Source organism: Methyloradius palustris (assembly GCF_019703875.1).
In the GTDB taxonomy this organism is placed as follows: Bacteria; Pseudomonadota; Gammaproteobacteria; order Burkholderiales; family Methylophilaceae; genus Methyloradius; species Methyloradius palustris.
Genome location: NZ_AP024110.1, coordinates 1,174,211 through 1,191,192, shown reverse-complemented (window position 1 = coordinate 1,191,192; position 16,982 = coordinate 1,174,211). Strand labels below are relative to the sequence as shown.

The window sequence follows — 16,982 nt, the reverse complement described above, 5'->3', positions numbered from 1 at the left end:
GTAAGGCCTGATGAATGTCATTAAAGGCAACTGCCAAAAATAGTCAGTCGCGCGCGCATTCTACTTTTGCAATCTGACCGCAATAATTCGGCATTAGGCTTGCCCGATTACATTACGAATCGCAAACCCTTGGCCATCTTTGAGAAAACTCCTGCTGGATTAGCTGAAATCAATGCGGAAAATCGCGCACTGAATGTGCGACAACGGCAGATTTTGATTCTGATTGATGGCAAGCGCAACAGTGATGATCTGCAAGCAGGCCTCAAGAACACTAATGTACTGGAAATATTGCTTGAGCTAGAAACACTCGGCTTTGTTATTGATACTGCCAAAAAACCGGTCATTGTTGAAACAGCAGATATTCCCGCTATCAGCGAAGTCATCACCACGCCCACGGCTTACACGCTTGATACTGAAATCCAAATGAATGAAGACCAAGTGAATACGGTGAAACAGATTCTTCTCAGCAGTACCGATGAGTATCTGGGCATCATGGGCCGTGGCATGAAATCGACCATCATCACGGCTACGGGCTACCTACAAATTAAAGCCTGTGTATCGCAATGGCATATGGCGATGCGGGAATCTAAACTTGGGCGTGTTGTTGCGGGTACTCTGATGGAACAAGTGCAAGCGAGTATGAAAACTCAAAGTTAATTTGAGGCGCTTGCTACAGTATGGCTTTCAATAAAATTGGTGATTGCATCAAGCAGATCATCTTTTTTACGGAATGGCTTGGCAAGCTTGGCGACCATTTCTATATGGCTGTAATCTGGGTATTGCAACACTTCTACGGGGCCGCCGGCCTCTTTGATTTTAGCCGCAAGATTGAATGTATTTCGTGGCCAAACGGTATCATCTTTTAAGCCTACCATCAGCAGCATAGGTGGATTATCGCCTTTGACGAAATTGATAGGCTGCGATTTCCAGCGCTGGTCTTCGGGGCCAAGAATGGTTCTGAGGCGATCCGTTTTAACTGGCAGAAAATCATAAGGCCCTGCTAGGCCTATCATTCCTAAGAAATCCTTCGGCTTCAAATCAACGGATGCCAGATATTGTGAATCTAAAGTCAGCATGGCGGCGATATGTGCCCCTGCGGAATGGCCCGCAAGAAATACTTTGTTGTGATCCCCATTGTATTTTTCTGCGTTATCTTTCGCCCACTTGACGGCTTTAGCAGCATCAAACACAAACTCTGGGAAGACCACTTCTGGATACACGCGATAATCAGGAATCACCACCACAAAACCCTTTGAAGTCAGCGCTTCGGCAACGAATTTATAATCAGCGCGGTCACCTGAATCCCAACTACCACCATAAAAAAAGACCACGATAGGTTTAGCGACTGAATCTTTGCTTCTTGGAATATAGACATCCAGCTTTTGCCTTGGCAAGGCGCCATAGGCAATCCCCTTTGCTAGCGTATAACCATCGCTGGGGATAATCGCGTTCAGGGTCTTAACTGGGGAGCACGCCGTGGTAAAAGCAACAGCAACACTAGATAACAAAGTAATGAGTAATTTATTGGCTGAGGTCATCGTCATTTAAACCATGGTCATTTTAGTTAAGCTTCAATATTCAATACAATGTACGGTGAATCCCAGCTCTCAGATGCAAACTCAATGAAAAATAAACCAACATCCACCTGTGCTTGCGAGAGCGGAAAATCTTATGCATCGTGCTGCGAGCCATTGCATCAAGGTCAATCCGCTCAGACTTCTGAAGCATTGATGCGCTCGCGTTATTCAGCTTACGTCTTGAATCTAGAAGATTATGTACTCGCTACCTGGCATCCAGATACAAGGCCCGCTAGGTTAGACTTAAGCAAAGACGAGGCTACCAAATGGCTAGGACTTCAGATCAAACATACCAGCAATATTGACGCAGACCACGCGATCGTAGAATTTATTGCACGCTACAAGGTAAACGGCAAAGCTGAACGCCTGCATGAAATTAGCCGCTTTATTCGACTAAATAACCACTGGTTTTACCTAGATGGCAGTTTTCCTGAAAATTAAGCCCTAGATATTCTCAAACGCCTCACATAACATGCTGAGTAAAGCGCCAAACATGGGGATGAGTTCTTCTTTCTCAAACGGTGAGTTTTCATCTGTGCCCGCCACCACGAAAGCGACCACGATTTTATCCATGTCCTCGCGGTAATTCATCCAGTGCTCGGCTTCGGCGTTACCTATCAGTTCAAATTTGTGGTTACCTGAATCCACAATCTCAGCTAACTCTTCTGTTGAAAGCTCTGAGAATAGCGATTTCGCAATGACTACGGCAGATTCCACCAGTTCAGGCGCAATCCCCTCAGCGCCTAATGGTAGGGTCAGGTAGAAATACACCAGCATGGCGTAGGCCTGGTAAACGCTGAGCATATCAAATTGCTCGATGCGCTCATCCACAGGTGAGCGCTCTGCATGCTGAATAGCCTTGAATGTGATGTAGCAAGCCAGATAGCCTGCTGCCTCTAGTGGGTCGTAATCATCCAAGTCAGTGCTGGGCGCTAATCGGTCATCACTCAGCGCTTCCGTCAGGCAAAGCGCGTAAAGCAGGCTGAGTCTTTTTGCGTAAGTTGCTTCCATCAGTTCACTCCTCAATATTTTCCAAGAAAACTTAGATTAAGCAATCGCGGGGATAGCTTCCAAAATTTCATGAATTTCCAGCCAGCGTTCTTCTGCCTGGTCTATCTGTTTAGTTAACTCAGCTTGGCGTTTTAGTATGTCTTGCAACGCGTTTTTATTCTCCGCGCTGTAAATCTCAGGCTTTGCCATGCGGCTATCTAGCTCAGTTTTCTCGGCTTGCCATTTGGCCATGCTGGCTTCAATCTGTTCGGACTCTTTAAGCAACGGGCGACGCTCTGCTTGCCTTGCCTGGCGATCGGCCTTGTTTTGCGCACGGTCTTGTTTATTGCTGCTTTTATCTGATTCAACTTCTGCTACTAAATCCACATTTTTTTCTTTAAGGCGCTGTTGCGTCAGCCAATCACGATAATCTTCAAGATCACCATCAAAGGCTTCCACTTTGCCATCGGCGACTAGCACAAATTTGTCGCAACTGGCACGCAGCAAAGCGCGGTCATGAGAAACCAGCACTACACCGCCCTCGTATTCCTGTAGTGCCAGCGTGAGTGCATGCCGCATTTCGAGGTCAAGATGGTTGGTGGGCTCATCAAGCAATAATAGATTCGGACGTGTCCAGATCAATAACGCTAGAGCGAGGCGCGATTTCTCGCCCCCTGAAAAGGGCGCACAAGGGCTTGTGACCATATCACCACGGAAATCAAAACCGCCAAGATAATTGCGGTGCTCCTGCTCACGCGTTTGTGGATCTAAGCGCAGCATATGTTGCAGCGGCGATTCATCCAGCCGTAATTGCTCTAGCTGATGCTGGGCAAAGTAACCGATGTTGAGGTCTTTGCCTTCCACACGCTTACCGTTCAATGGCTGAAGCTCTGCGGCGAGTAATTTCACCAAGGTAGATTTACCTGCGCCATTGCGGCCAAGTAAACCAAGCCGCTCGCCTGGGCGCATGGTCAAGGCAATATGTTTAAGCACGGCGAGTTGATTGTAGCCAGCATCAACATCATCCAGCACCAGCAATGGGTCTGGCGCCGAAATCGAGGCACGAAAACTGAAACCAAACGGGCTATCTACATGGGCGGCGCTGATCAGCTCCATGCGTTCTAGCGCCTTGATACGACTTTGTGCCTGGCGCGCCTTGGTGGCTTGTGCGCGAAAGCGATCTATATATTTGTTAAGGTGGGCAACATCACGTTGCTGGCGCTCATAGAGAGATTGTTGTTGGGCTAGTTTTTCAGCACGCTGGCGTTCAAAATCGGAATAGCCACCGCGATATAAAGTGAGTTTTTGCTGCTCAATATGTGCAATATGGTTAATCACTACATCAAGGAAATCTCGATCGTGTGAGATCAACATGAGCGTGCCACGATATTCTTTGAGCCAGCTTTCAAGCCAGATCACAGCGTCCAAGTCCAGGTGATTGGTGGGTTCATCGAGCAACAGCAAGTCAGAGCGGCACATCAAGGCACGTGCCAGATTAAGCCGCACGCGCCAGCCACCAGAAAAATCAGAGACTGGCCGCGTTAAATCTGCGCTGGTAAAACCCAGGCCACTTAACAGCTCCGCCGCCCTAGCCTTAGCTGAATAGCCTTCCACTTCACTCAAACGCATATGCAATTCTGCAATTCGCTCACCTGAGCCTGCTGCCTCTGGGGCGTTTTCCAACGCAGCTAGTGCTTGTTCTATGCTGCGCAATTCCACATCACCATCCAGCACGAACTCAACCGCGGCATCGTTAAGCGCTGGTGTTTCTTGGGCTACATGGGCAATTACCCAGTGCGGTGGAATATCAAGATCACCAGATTCCGCATGCAATTCACCGCGCAGCATGGCAAAGATGCTTGATTTACCAGCGCCATTCGCCCCAGTGAGGCCAACTTTGTGCCCTGGATGCAACTGAAACGAAGCGCCTTGCACGAGTATTTTTGCGCCGCGCGCGAGGGTGAGATTTTTAAACTGAATCATTGAGTTTTTATAGAAGAGTCACGAGGTATTAAGTAGAAACAAAGACCGAAAATCTATCGAATTGCACGAGACTGTATGATCAAAGCGCTATTCTAATGCATAGCAACAACATAAACCCGCCATTTTTATGCCTGTAATCGTTGACCTAGGCGCGCTCTAATGAAATACTCCAACACTGTATGTATATTGTGCGAAAACGCTCTCCTCCTTGCTGCATTAGCAGCATAGCATTTGAAAAATATGGTCAAAAAGTCTCTGCTCTGGGTTTATCGCGCTGCACTCGTTACGTTGTGGTTGATTATTATCGTTCTGGCAACTTCAGTATTGTCATTGCGCTATATCGTATTGCCCCATATTGATACCTACAAAGACAAAATAGTCGCAGAAGTCAGCGCAGCAGTTGGCCACCCTATTACCATTGGCGACTTAAAAGCTAGTTGGGATGGCTTAAACCCTCATTTCTCCATGCTGGATGTTCAGCTCTACGATGCTGAAAACCGCCCTGCACTTTCACTAAGCCATATTGAGGCCACACTTTCATGGCTCAGTATTCCTTTATTTGAACCTCGCCTTTCCTCTCTGGCTGTATATAAACCAGAGCTCACTGTGCGCCGTGAAGCGGATGGTACATTGTATGTTGCAGGTATTGCCATGGGCGGCCCAGCCAGACCTGAGCTTGCCAACTGGATATTGCGTCAGGACCAGATTGATGTGAGTGATGCCACGATTCTCTGGCAGGATGACCTGCGCAAAGCGCCACCACTCACACTCAACAATTTGAGACTAGCTATCGTTAGCCCAGCCTGGAAAGGAATTTTAGGACAGCACCGTTTTGCCCTACGTGCTACGCCTTCAGCAGGTTCATCTTCACCGATTGATATCCGCGGCAATATCTACGGCAAAGATGTCAGTGAGTTGAATGACTGGCGCGGTACGATTTACGGCAAACTAGAAGGCACAGACATCGCTGCCTGGCGTCACTGGGTCGACTACCCGTTTGATCTGCGCGAAGGCTTTGGCGCAGCTCAGTTCTGGCTGGATTTCAGTAAAGGTGCGCCACAAAAAATCACGACAGACGTGATTTTCACCCAAGTCAAAACACGTTTATCTAAAAACAGTGCCGAGGCTACCCTAAACAACCTCTCTGGTCGCCTGAGCTGGATAAAGTACGACGATGGTCAAGAAGTCAAAGCCGAACGAATCAAAGCCTTAACATCTGATGGCTTGAATATGCAAAATGGCAACCTGGCACTAAGAGAGCGCAGCGCCGATGGCAAAGAGTGGACAGAAGGCAGCATACAGCTTGATGAAGTTGAACTAGCAACCCTCAATACTTTTGTCGCTTATCTGCCCTTACCAGCAGCAACGCTGAAACAAATCGCTGATATTGCGCCAGAAGGTAAACTGGAAAAACTGGACGCCAGTTGGAAAGGTAGCGTCAATCAAACTAATGAATACAGTATACGCAGCAAGTTTACTGACCTTGGAATGAAGCCTTACGAAAATTTTCCTGGTTTCAGTAATCTGAGTGGCAGTATTGACGCGGATGAAACTGACGGTAGCCTGTCTATCAACTCACAAAAAGCCGAGCTCAACCTTGAGAAGGTGATGCGCTGGCCCATCCCGGCTGACAAGCTCACGGGCGAAGTGAAATGGAATATCCAGAAAAACCAAACCCAAATCAGCGTGAATAACCTCGCTATTGTGAATGAACACTTGGCAGGCACTATCAACGGTAGTTATCTGCTGAACCACTTGCGTGGTGGGTACTTGAACCTGACTGCAAAACTAGGCCATGGCAATGCCGCATATGCGCATTATTACTACCCAAAAACAATTGGTGAACATACCTTGCATTGGTTAGATACATCCATATTGGGCGGCAAACTTGAAGATATCAATGTCACCATCAAAGGCAATCTGGCTGACTTCCCCTTCCCGAATAATAAAGACGGGTTGTTCAGGGTAACGGCCAAGCTTGACGATGGCCTGCTGGAATATGGTAGCTCGTGGCCGAAAATTGATGGTATTAAGCTAGACATGCTGTTTGAGGGCGTACGTATGGAACTGAATGCCACGGCAGGTAATATTCTTGGCAACAAGATTATCAAGGCCAAAGTGGCGATTCCACAATTGCACACGGAAGCACCGATATTAACGGTAGTCGCTGACGGCGCAGGGCCTGTCAGCGAAGGCATCAAGTTCATAAACAACAGCCCGGTACATCGGGTGACCGACGGTTTTACCGACACATTGCGCACATCTGGTAATGGCAATTTGCACCTGGAACTTATGGTGCCGCTCAAGGATGAGGATGCCACTAAAGTGAAAGGCACGTATACCATTACCAATGGCAGTATGGCAGATCAGGAAATCCCTGAACTCAGCAAGATCAATGGCAAACTCGAATTCACCGAGTCTGGATTGCATGCACAAAATGTAAACACATGGATATATGGTGGGCCAGCGCAATTCAACCTAGCGACCAGCAAAGACCATTCGGTAAAAATCAATGCCCGCGGCCGCCTGACTGACAGCGGTCTCAAACAAACATTTGGGGCTGGTATTGCAGATGGACTATCAGGAAGTGCAGACTGGGCTGCTGACATCGGCGTTGTCCAAAAACAGCTCGAACTAGTGGTGAGTTCAAGTCTAGTTGGTATGGCCTCCACCTTACCACCACCCTTAAACAAGGCGGCTGGCGATGTGATGTATCTTAAAGTTGAGAAAAAACAGACCTCAGCTACGCAAGATTTAATCACAGCTAGTCTCGGCACCAATATCGCAGCAAAAATACAACGTGCCGATCAGAATGGTGTGATGAAAATAGACCGCGGTGAAATCGGCCTGAATGTCGCCCCTGCTTTACCAACTCAGCAAGGGCTTAACATTCGGGGCACACTAGACAATCTGGACGCAGATGAATGGCGCAGTATCTTCAGTAAAACCAGTGCCCCCAACAATACCAATACAAGCAACGCGAATACCGACTTCAGTATTGCTAAAGTAGATTTAGTGATCAACACGTTAGATATTTTTGATAAACGTATTAATGGCTTAAAGCTTATAGCCAAGCCAATCGCTGATGGCTGGTCAGCCAATGTACAAAGCCAGGAAGTCACAGGTGATGTGCAGTGGCATAAACCAGGCAATGGCAAGATTGTAGCGAAACTTAAAAACCTCATCTCGCCTGCTACGACACCAGGGACGGCAATACTAAAAACGCAAGGTGACTTCAAACAACAGTCCGAACAATACCCTGCCTTGGACATTACAGCCGATAACTTTGAGATCGGTAAAAAGAAACTCGGCAAGCTCGAGTTGCTGGCTAGCGAACAGAATGATGATTGGAGCATTGAAAAACTGCGCATGGTGACTCCAGAAAGTACGATTAACGCAGAAGGCGAATGGCACAACTGGAAACGTAGTCCGAATACACGTATCAACATCACATGGGATATCACAGATCTTGGCAAAACACTGGAAAGATTTGGCTACCCGAACACTATTAAAGGTGGTGATGCAACACTCACTGGCCAGTTAAAATGGCCTGGCAGCCCGCATGAATTCGATACACTCGGGCTCAGCGGTAATTTACAGTTAGATGCCGATCATGGGCAGATATTGAAGATCCAGCCTGGTGTTGGCCGCCTGTTTAGCGTGCTGAGCTTGCAAAATCTACCACGCAGATTAACCTTTGATTTCAGGGATGTTTTCAGTAGCGGCTTTACCTTTGACAAAATAACCTCTAGCGTCAAAATTAATAACGGCGTGATGCGCAGCGATGATTTCAAGATGGAAGGCCCAACAGCAAGAGTTGAAATCAAGGGCGAAACCGACATCCAGAAAGAAACGCAGCATCTTTATGTAAAAGTAACTCCCTATGTAAGCGACAGTTTATCGCTTGCCGCGCTTGCGGGTGGTCCAGCAGTTGGTGGCGCTGTATGGCTGGCACAAAAACTGCTAAAAGATCCTATAAACAAATTCGCTGCAGATGAATATGAAATTGTAGGGACTTGGGATAATCCGCAGGAACTGAAATCCCCAGAATTAAAATCTGACGAGAAAATCCCTGCGATTAGACCTCTGAACAAATAGACAAAATCAAGAACCATCTGGAAATAAAACATGGCAATTAAATCACGTACAAAAAATACCAAAACTGATAAAGCACTAGCTCCAGCACCAGGTACCGTGCGAGTAGCCTGTATTCAAATGGCCTCTGGCCCCTATGTATCAGCCAACCTCAGTGAGGCTGAACGCCTGATTGAGATTGCAGCAAATCAGGGCGCCAAGCTGATTGCCCTGCCTGAGTATTTTGCCATCATGGGTTTGAAAGAGACCGATAAAGTCAAAGTAGCGGAAAAAGAAGGCACAGGCCCGATTCAGCGTTTTTTATCCAAAATAGCCAAGAAACATGAAGTGTGGATCATCGGCGGCTCTATCCCGCTGGCATCAGCCATCGAAGGCAAGGTTCGCAATGCCTGTTTAGTTTTTGATGATAAAGGCAAGCAAGTCGCGCGTTATGACAAGATTCACCTGTTTGGCCTCAATCTTGGCAATGAGCATTATCGTGAAGAAAAAACCATAGAGCCGGGCGACAAAATTGTAGTCGTTGAAACTCCATTCGGAAAAATCGGTCTGTCTATTTGTTACGATTTACGCTTCCCTGAGCTTTATCGCGCAATGGGCGAAGTCGATATTATCGTGGTGCCCTCCGCGTTCACAGAAACCACAGGCAAAGCGCATTGGGAATTACTGATGCGCGCACGTGCCATTGAGAACTTAAGCTATGTGATGGGGCCTGCACAAGGCGGCTACCATGCCTCTGGCCGTGAAACCCACGGCAACAGCATGATTATTGACCCTTGGGGTGTAGTGCTCGATAGATTGCCGCGCGGTTCTGGTGTTGTGATTGCCTCAGTGAATGCGGGCTATCAACAAAGCTTGCGTAACAGCTTGCCAGCATTGAGTCATCGTACGATCTAGCTGAAACAGGTAATAGCACCAGCTGGAATTAAAGAATTTGCTTAGCATTAATAGACTTGAGATTGTTATATTGAACAGTTGTATTACTTTTGAAAGCAGTTTGCCATGAAGCCAGAAACCTTACCGACCAGCTCAAGCCCTGAAACAGGCTCGCATTTCAGCACGGCCACTGAAACTCTGCTTGCCCCAAGCGGCCTGGATGTGCCTGCGTTGCGTGGTGTATTGGATGGCATCATGACGCATAAGGTAGATTATGCAGACCTGTACTTTCAATACAGCCGATCAGAAAGCTGGGGGCTGGAAGAAGGCCAGGTTAAATCTGGCAATTTCAGCATAGACCAAGGCGTAGGTGTACGTGCTGTGAGCGGCGAGAAAACAGCTTTTGCTTACTCCGATGACATTCATTTAAACGCCTTGGAGCAAGCAGCCACCGCCACACGGGCGATTGCCAGTTCAGGCAACGAACAAACAGGCTCGATACTCAAGCACATCAGCGCGCCACAGCTTTACATACCGCAAGACCCGATTGCATCGTTGAGCGCTGAGGCAAAAGTTAAATTGCTTGAGCGCCTTGAAACCTATGCACGCAAGGCTGATCCACGCGTCACGCAAGTCATGGCCTCTATCGCAGGAGAATATGAAGTAGTGATGGTCGCGCGACATGATGGTGTGATGGCTGCTGATGTTCGCCCACTCGTCAGGCTTTCGATTCAAGTGATCACAGAGCAGGATGGCCGCCGCGAGCAAGGCTCAGCAGGTGGTGGTGGTCGTTTTGATTACAGCTACTTCACAGATGAAGTTTTGCAAGACTATGCCAAAAAAGCAGTGCATCAGGCACTGACTAATCTTGACGCTCGCCCTGCCCCTGCAGGCAGCATGACGGTGGTATTGGGCGCTGGCTGGCCTGGTATTTTGTTGCACGAAGCCATCGGGCACGGCCTTGAAGGCGATTTCAACCGCAAAGGTAGCTCTGCGTTCGCAGGCAAGATTGGCCAGCGCGTGGCCTCCCCTGGCGTTACTGTGGTGGATGACGGCACGATTACTGACCGTCGTGGATCGCTCAATGTGGATGACGAGGGTAACCCGACACAACGCACAGTGTTGATTGAAGACGGCATTTTGCGTGGCTACATTCAAGATAGCCTCAATGCACGGCTGATGGGCATGCCGATTACGGGCAATGCACGCCGTGAATCCTACGCGCATATTCCTATGCCACGCATGACCAACACCTATATGTATAACGGCAATATGCCACCTGAGGAAATCATCCGCTCAGTGAAAAAAGGACTATATGCAGTCAATTTTGGCGGCGGCCAAGTAGATATCACCAGCGGAAAATTTGTGTTCTCTGCAGCCGAAGCCTGGATGATTGAAGATGGCAAACTGACTTATCCGGTGAAAGGTGCTACTTTGATTGGTAATGGGCCTGATGTATTGACCAGAGTGTCTATGATCGGTAACGATATGGCACTAGATTCAGGGGTTGGTACTTGCGGCAAAGAAGGACAAAGTGTGCCAGTAGGCGTAGGCCAACCGACGCTGAAAATTGAAGGGCTTACCGTGGGTGGCACGGCTTAATTAATTCAGGTTAATATAATATTGTGTATCGCTTAGTTATAACGACAGAGCTTGGATGTAAGCAGCATGACATCACAAGCTCGGCTATATAGAGGAAGTCCATCTAACAACATCTAAAGTCATACGACATTAAGTCATGACATTAATTGTTTAAAACGAAAGGAACCGAAATGGCTACACCAAAAAAACCTGCAGCTGTTGCACCTGTAGTTAAAGCTGTGCCAGTTGTTAAACCTGCGGCTGCCAAACCTACTGCTACTGCCAAAAAAGTAGCAGCACCCGCTAAAAAGGCCGCTGCACCGAAAGCCAAAAGTCCAGCGAAACCCAGCAGTAAAATCGGGCCAGAAGAACGCTACAGAATGACCGAAGTTGCTGCCTACTATATTGCAGAGCGCGATGGATTCGGTGGGAACCCAAGTGATTATTGGATTAAAGCTGAAGCACAAATCAACTCGCTACTCAAAAAATAATCTAATTACCACGTAATTCGAATAAACATAAAGCGGCTACTTTAAAAGTAGCCGCTTTATGTTGACTCTCCAGTTTATTCTCCCGTAATCCTCATCTTAAAGACACAAGGAAATACACGCGTATGAATAGCAACGGCTATAATATGCGCTTCACAAATCATCGAAATCCTCATGCAGCACGCCTTGCCTCACCCTGCCCCTGGTCAATCTGAACGTGTCGCTCCTATGCCAGCTGGGTACGATAGCTTGCTACTTGCACAACATGCACAGAGCCTCAAAAAACACCAGGCAGAGACCAAGTCAAATAAGTCCAGCAAGCTAAAACCGCTGGTGATCATAACCGCCAGCGCATTCGATGCGCAGCGTTTAGTTGAGGAGCTGCCGTTCTTTGCGCCTGATTTGGTGGTTAGCATGCTGCCTGATTGGGAGACATTACCTTACGACCATTTCTCGCCGCATCCTGACCTCATCTCCGAGCGCCTCGCCACGCTTTACCAGATCAGCCAAAACCTTTGTGACGTCATTATTGTGCCAGCTGGCACAGCCTTGCTGAGGCTGCCATCACAAGCGTACCTGGCAGCCAACACCTTCATGCTGAAAAAAGGGCAAAGGCTGGATCTGGATGCTTTGCGTAAACAGTGTGCAGAAGCTGGCTACCACCATGTGAGCCAGGTGATGAGCCCAGGTGAATTCAGCGTGCGTGGCGGTTTGGTTGACTTGTTTCCCATGGGCAGTGCACTGCCTTACCGTTTGGATTTATTCGATGATGAAATCGAGACGATACGTACTTTTGATATTGATACGCAGCGCAGCCTTTATCCAGTGGCTGAAATCCGCTTGTTACCTGCACGTGAATTTCCACTGGATGAGGCAGGTATCGCCCGCTTCCGCCAGAATTTCCGCGAGACGTTTGAAGGCGATCCATCGCGTAGCCGCATCTATAAAGATGTCAGCAAAGGTATCGCCAGCGGCGGCATAGAATGGTATCTGCCGCTGTTCTTTGAGCAAACAGCAACCCTGCTGGATTATCTGCCTGAGAACGCCACTCTTTGCATGCATGGCAATCTTGACCTTGCTGCGCAAGGTTTCTGGCGCGAGGCACAATCACGTTATCGCTTGCTGGCGCATGATGTAGAACGCCCGATTCTCAAACCAGAAACTTTGCTAATTAAAGCCGATGATTTCTTTACGCTCACGCACCAATACGCACGACTAATCATAACTACTGAGAGTACTGAAAATGGCCTGCCAGCGTTAGATATAGAGCGCCGCGCTGAGCAGCCATTGCATAAGTTGCAGAGCTTTATCAAACAATTTCCAGGGCGAATACTTATAGCGGCTGAAAGCCTGGGCCGCCGTGAAACCATGCTGCAACTGCTGCATGATCAAGGCATCACGCCAACACTATGTGAAACCTGGGATGCATTCTTCAACAGCGATGAAAAACTGATACTGGGCGTTTCGCCATTACATGCGGGCTTCATTCACCCTCACTCGCCAGACCACAATCAACAGTCCTTTGCCATCATCACTGAGGCTGAGTTGTATGCCGCCACCGTGCGCCAACAACGTCGGCGAGAGAAAGAAAAGGCGCGCAATACAGAAGGCATGCTCAAGGATTTATCCGAGCTACGCGAGAATGACCCCGTGGTGCACGAGCAGCATGGTGTAGGCCGCTATCGCGGTTTGGTGAACCTGGATTTTGGCGAAGGCGAAACCGAGTTCCTGCTGCTAGAATATGCTGGTGATGATAAGTTGTATGTTCCAGTTTCACAGTTATTCCTGATTTCACGCTACTCAGGCGGCCCGCCAGAATCAGCGCCATTACACAGACTGGGCTCAGGCAACTGGGAAAAAGCGAAGAAAAAAGCGCTTAAACAAATACGTGACACCGCAGCAGAATTGCTCAACCTCTATGCGCAGCGTGCAGCACGTCGTGGCCATGCGTTCAAGCTAAGCCTGCATGATTATGAAACCTTCGCCGAAGGATTCCCATTTGAAGAAACGCCAGACCAGCTATCGGCCATTGAAGCCGTCATCAGCGATATGCAGTCTGGCAGACCGATGGATAGACTGGTATGCGGCGATGTAGGCTTCGGCAAGACTGAAGTCGCATTACGTGCCGCTTTTGTTGCGGTGATGGGCGGCAGACAGGTTTCAGTACTGGTGCCGACGACACTGCTGGCAGAACAGCACTTCCAGAACTTCTCTGATCGCTTTGCCGAATGGCCGATCAAGATTGCTGAAATCTCGCGTTTCAGGTCTGCAAAAGAGCAAACCGAAGCACTCAAAGGATTGGCCGATGGCAAGATCGATATCATTATCGGTACGCACAGATTGATCCAGAAGGATGTGCATTTCAAGAATCTTGGCCTAGTCATACTCGATGAAGAACACCGTTTTGGTGTACGCCAAAAAGAACAACTGAAAGCCATGCGCGCCGAGGTGGATGTATTGACGCTTACCGCCACACCAATCCCACGTACGCTATCAATGGCGATGGAAGGCCTGCGCGAATTTTCGGTAATCACTACACCGCCGCAGAAGCGACTGGCGATCAAAACTTTCCATACTGATTATTCTGAAGGCATCATCCACGAAGCTGTGATGCGTGAATTCAAGCGTGGCGGCCAGGTTTATTTCCTGCATAACGAAGTCGATACCATCCACTCTATGCGTGAAAAGCTTGAGCGCATTGTTCCAGAAGCCCGCATCGCCATTGCCCACGGCCAGCTCAGGGAACGCGAGCTGGAGCATGTGATGCGTGATTTCTACCAGCAGCGTTTCAACCTGCTGCTGTGCACCACCATTATTGAAACAGGCATCGACGTGCCCACAGCCAACACTATCATCATGAACCGCGCCGATATGTTCGGCCTCGCTCAGCTACACCAATTGCGTGGCCGTGTCGGACGGTCACATCACCAAGCCTATGCCTATTTATTGACTGACCCGAATCGCAATATTACACCGCAAGCCAAAAAACGCCTGGATGCCATTCAGCTATTAGAAGACTTGGGGGCTGGCTTCCACCTCGCAATGCACGACCTTGAGATTCGCGGCGCAGGTGAATTGTTAGGTGACTCACAAAGTGGCGAGATGCAGGAGATTGGGTTCCACCTTTATTCTGAAATGCTTGCCCATGCAGTGAAGCAACTCAAGGCAGGTAAAGAGCCTGATATTTCAGCGCCCTTGGGCATCACCACAGAAATCAATCTACACACGCCAGCGTTACTGACCAACGACTACTGCCCCGATGTGCATGAACGCCTGGTGCTCTACAAACGCCTTGCTAACTGCACCAACGATGACGAACTCGACAATATGCAAGAAGAGCTCATAGACCGCTTTGGACTGCTACCCGAACAAGGTGAAGCGCTCATGGCATGTCACAGGTTGCGTGTATCTGCCAAACCACTAGGCATCACCAAGATTGACGCCAGTGATAGCGCTATCCAATTACAATTCAGCCAGCAAACAGAGCTGGACCCGACCAAGCTGATTGCATTGTTGCAGCGCGACCGCCGTTGCCGCATGAATGGGCCTGATAAGTTACGTGTCACCTTACAGCTAGCGGATATCAATGACCGCGCATCGTTTATCAAAGGCTTATTGAAAGAGCTTGCGAGCTAAAGTAATAGTCAAAAAAATACAGCCTCGCGCGGCTGTATTTGAACACTTAACTACTTTAAAAATTAATGCGCATTAAACTCTGACTTGCGTAGCGATATTTTGCGACGACTTGCAGCACCAACCAGAAAAAGACCCACTAACAACATGGCGTAAGTGCTAGGCTCTGGCACAGGAGCAGTTACAAGGTTACTAAAGTCAGCATGGCCTGCGGCTAGGGTCACCGAGCTATTCCAGTTATTGGCAATCACAGTGCCTGTAATCGTGCCATTGCCGCCAGTGATGGTTGCGTTGGGTGCCAGAATGGTAGCGGCAATATTAACGCTATTAAAATACAAACTGGTTGCTTCATAATAATTCAGTACCAGATTGTAATTACTACCCGCTGACAAGCTCATATTGGTCAAGCCACCAGTCAGGCCAGAAATATTGAGGATGATGGTTGATCCAGCAGCAAACGTATTAAATGTTGCATTATTGATTGCAGAAAACTGGCTGCCAACCAGGTCAATATATTCAACACTTGAATTGCTGCCAGTGAACGTCACGCCGCTATAAGCATAGGCCGCCGTAGCAGTGGTAGCAGCACCAGCAAAAGTGCCTGAGAGCGCAGTGAGATCAGCCTTTGCTGTTGCGAAGTTGATCGGTGCAGGGGTGCCTGAAGCAGCATAGTTAGTGTAAGAATCCCATTGAGGCGCACTTTTGGTACCGCCTACCCAGGTTTTGCCACTGATATTGGCCCATTCCTTAGTCAAGCTACCACCAACAACCAAAGCATACCCATCGTTGCTGGTGCCATTAATACCGTTGTTATGCAGGGTGACATTACCGCCAGCTGCCAGCGCCCCACCTACAGTACCTTGTGAATCGGCATTGTTGAAAATAAATGCATTATAACTAGTCACATCATTAAGACTGGTTGTTGCCATTACTGAATTTGCCATCAACATGAATGCTGTTGCAACGATACTCACACCAAAATTACGCATTACTTAAACCCTTTACTAATTTTTGCAAAATGAACTACATGAGTAACAGCAATGCGCGTGCCAAACTCCCTAAACTGGCATTTACTCGTACATCCAGCTTCGGATTACGATTAAAATACAGCTCCATTTCATTAGAAAACGTTGATTAAATATGCTGGAAAAACTGATAGGCATCCTCGCTGGCTGGATCATTATGGTGATCTCAACCTTGGGCTATGGCGGGATTGTATTGCTGATGGGCATTGAGTCGGCGTGCATTCCACTGCCTTCTGAGGTCATTATGCCGTTCGCTGGCTACTTGGTGCATACAGGCCAATTAACGTTATGGGGAGTCGCGCTGGCCGGTGCTGTTGGCTGTGTTCTTGGCTCTATCCCCGCCTACTATCTTGGTGCGTATGGCGGCAGGACTATGATCGAAAAATATGGGCGTTATATGCTGATATCTCAACAAGATTTACATTTCGCCGACAAAGCATTCGAAAAGCATGGCGAAATCATTATCTTTATCGGCCGCTTATTACCCGTAGTACGTACGTTTATCGCATTCCCCGCAGGCATTGCCCGTATGAACATGGCGCGCTTTGTGATTTACACCTTCAGCGGTTCGCTCATCTGGTGCTTTTTACTGGCATTTGCTGGCATGAAACTGGGTGAACACTGGCAGACCTTAGGCGTGTATTTCCATGAGTTTCATTACGTGATTGCAGTGGTAGGCTTGGTGTTTGCCGTGTGGTATGTACGGAGACACTTTAAACACCTGAAGTAAACTGGCA

12 protein-coding genes are annotated in these 16,982 nt (G+C 48.3%); 8 read left to right on the top strand and 4 right to left on the bottom strand.

Translation table 11 applies throughout. The features are described 5' to 3' along the window. Positions 1-66: 66 nt before the first annotated feature. Positions 67-657, top strand: a complete 591-nt coding sequence (locus ZMTM_RS05740; RefSeq protein ID WP_221765342.1) for a hypothetical protein — start codon at positions 67-69, stop codon at positions 655-657. On the opposite strand, the gene ZMTM_RS05735 is transcribed toward ZMTM_RS05740, so the two are convergent. Next, positions 654-1,544 (bottom strand): alpha/beta hydrolase, encoded by an 891-nt coding sequence (locus ZMTM_RS05735; RefSeq protein WP_225907111.1) that lies wholly within the window; start codon positions 1,542-1,544, stop codon positions 654-656. The genes ZMTM_RS05740 and ZMTM_RS05735 overlap by 4 nt on opposite strands. A 78-nt stretch (positions 1,545-1,622) precedes the next feature. Here ZMTM_RS05735 and ZMTM_RS05730 point away from each other — a divergent pair, with 78 nt between their 5' ends. Continuing rightward, on the top strand, positions 1,623-2,018 hold the full coding sequence (locus tag ZMTM_RS05730) for a YchJ family protein (RefSeq protein ID WP_221765341.1): 396 nt from the start codon (positions 1,623-1,625) through the stop codon (positions 2,016-2,018). Positions 2,019-2,021: 3 nt separating this feature from the next. On the opposite strand, the gene ZMTM_RS05725 is transcribed toward ZMTM_RS05730, so the two are convergent. Both ZMTM_RS05725 and ZMTM_RS05720 read right to left on the bottom strand, forming a co-directional pair. After that, positions 2,022-2,588 carry a hypothetical protein gene (locus ZMTM_RS05725; protein ID WP_221765340.1) on the bottom strand — a complete coding sequence of 189 codons (567 nt, stop codon included), beginning with the start codon at positions 2,586-2,588 and terminating at the stop codon, positions 2,022-2,024. A 36-nt stretch (positions 2,589-2,624) separates the two neighbouring features. Beyond that, positions 2,625-4,550, bottom strand: coding sequence for an ATP-binding cassette domain-containing protein (locus ZMTM_RS05720; protein ID WP_221765339.1), 1,926 nt, complete (start codon positions 4,548-4,550; stop codon positions 2,625-2,627). A gap of 240 nt (positions 4,551-4,790) precedes the next feature. On the opposite strand from ZMTM_RS05720, the gene ZMTM_RS05715 reads away from it, so the two are divergent. The 5 genes from ZMTM_RS05715 (at position 4,791) to mfd (ending at position 15,223) form a co-directional block, all read left to right on the top strand. Beyond that, positions 4,791-8,648 carry a YhdP family protein gene (locus ZMTM_RS05715; RefSeq protein ID WP_221765338.1) on the top strand — a complete coding sequence of 1,286 codons (3,858 nt, stop codon included), beginning with the start codon at positions 4,791-4,793 and terminating at the stop codon, positions 8,646-8,648. Positions 8,649-8,678: 30 nt separating this feature from the next. Beyond that, complete coding sequence (locus ZMTM_RS05710; protein WP_221765337.1) at positions 8,679-9,539, top strand: carbon-nitrogen hydrolase family protein; 861 nt, start codon at positions 8,679-8,681, stop codon at positions 9,537-9,539. 105 nt (positions 9,540-9,644) lie between these two features. Then, entirely contained in the window at positions 9,645-11,120 is a 1,476-nt protein-coding gene (gene tldD, locus ZMTM_RS05705; RefSeq protein WP_221765336.1) for a metalloprotease TldD, read from the top strand. 170 nt (positions 11,121-11,290) lie between these two features. Next, entirely contained in the window at positions 11,291-11,590 is a 300-nt protein-coding gene (locus tag ZMTM_RS05700; protein ID WP_221765335.1) for a DUF2934 domain-containing protein, read from the top strand. Positions 11,591-11,761: 171 nt separating this feature from the next. Next, positions 11,762-15,223, top strand: a complete 3,462-nt coding sequence (gene mfd, locus ZMTM_RS05695) for a transcription-repair coupling factor (protein ID WP_221765334.1) — start codon at positions 11,762-11,764, stop codon at positions 15,221-15,223. 62 nt (positions 15,224-15,285) lie between these two features. On the opposite strand, the gene ZMTM_RS13420 is transcribed toward mfd, so the two are convergent. Then, positions 15,286-16,209: a choice-of-anchor A family protein gene (locus ZMTM_RS13420; protein ID WP_225907110.1), complete on the bottom strand. Its 924-nt coding sequence runs from the start codon at positions 16,207-16,209 to the stop codon at positions 15,286-15,288. Between the two features lie 151 nt (positions 16,210-16,360). Between ZMTM_RS13420 and ZMTM_RS05685 the strand changes: the two genes are divergently transcribed. After that, complete coding sequence (locus ZMTM_RS05685; RefSeq protein ID WP_221765333.1) at positions 16,361-16,975, top strand: DedA family protein; 615 nt, start codon at positions 16,361-16,363, stop codon at positions 16,973-16,975. Positions 16,976-16,982: the final 7 nt, after the last annotated feature.

Bases quoted from the DNA above. Each gene is read 5' to 3' on its own strand.
- ZMTM_RS05735 (WP_225907111.1), bottom strand. From the start codon at position 1,544: ATGACGATGACCTCAGCCAATAAATTACTCATTACTTTGTTATCTAGT.
- ZMTM_RS05730 (WP_221765341.1), top strand. From the start codon at position 1,623: ATGAAAAATAAACCAACATCCACCTGTGCTTGCGAGAGCGGAAAATCT.
- ZMTM_RS05725 (WP_221765340.1), bottom strand. From the start codon at position 2,588: ATGGAAGCAACTTACGCAAAAAGACTCAGCCTGCTTTACGCGCTTTGC.
- ZMTM_RS05720 (WP_221765339.1), bottom strand. From the start codon at position 4,550: ATGATTCAGTTTAAAAATCTCACCCTCGCGCGCGGCGCAAAAATACTC.
- ZMTM_RS05715 (WP_221765338.1), top strand. From the start codon at position 4,791: ATGGTCAAAAAGTCTCTGCTCTGGGTTTATCGCGCTGCACTCGTTACG.
- ZMTM_RS05710 (WP_221765337.1), top strand. From the start codon at position 8,679: ATGGCAATTAAATCACGTACAAAAAATACCAAAACTGATAAAGCACTA.
- tldD (WP_221765336.1), top strand. From the start codon at position 9,645: ATGAAGCCAGAAACCTTACCGACCAGCTCAAGCCCTGAAACAGGCTCG.
- ZMTM_RS05700 (WP_221765335.1), top strand. From the start codon at position 11,291: ATGGCTACACCAAAAAAACCTGCAGCTGTTGCACCTGTAGTTAAAGCT.
- mfd (WP_221765334.1), top strand. From the start codon at position 11,762: ATGCAGCACGCCTTGCCTCACCCTGCCCCTGGTCAATCTGAACGTGTC.
- ZMTM_RS13420 (WP_225907110.1), bottom strand. From the start codon at position 16,209: ATGCGTAATTTTGGTGTGAGTATCGTTGCAACAGCATTCATGTTGATG.
- ZMTM_RS05685 (WP_221765333.1), top strand. From the start codon at position 16,361: ATGCTGGAAAAACTGATAGGCATCCTCGCTGGCTGGATCATTATGGTG.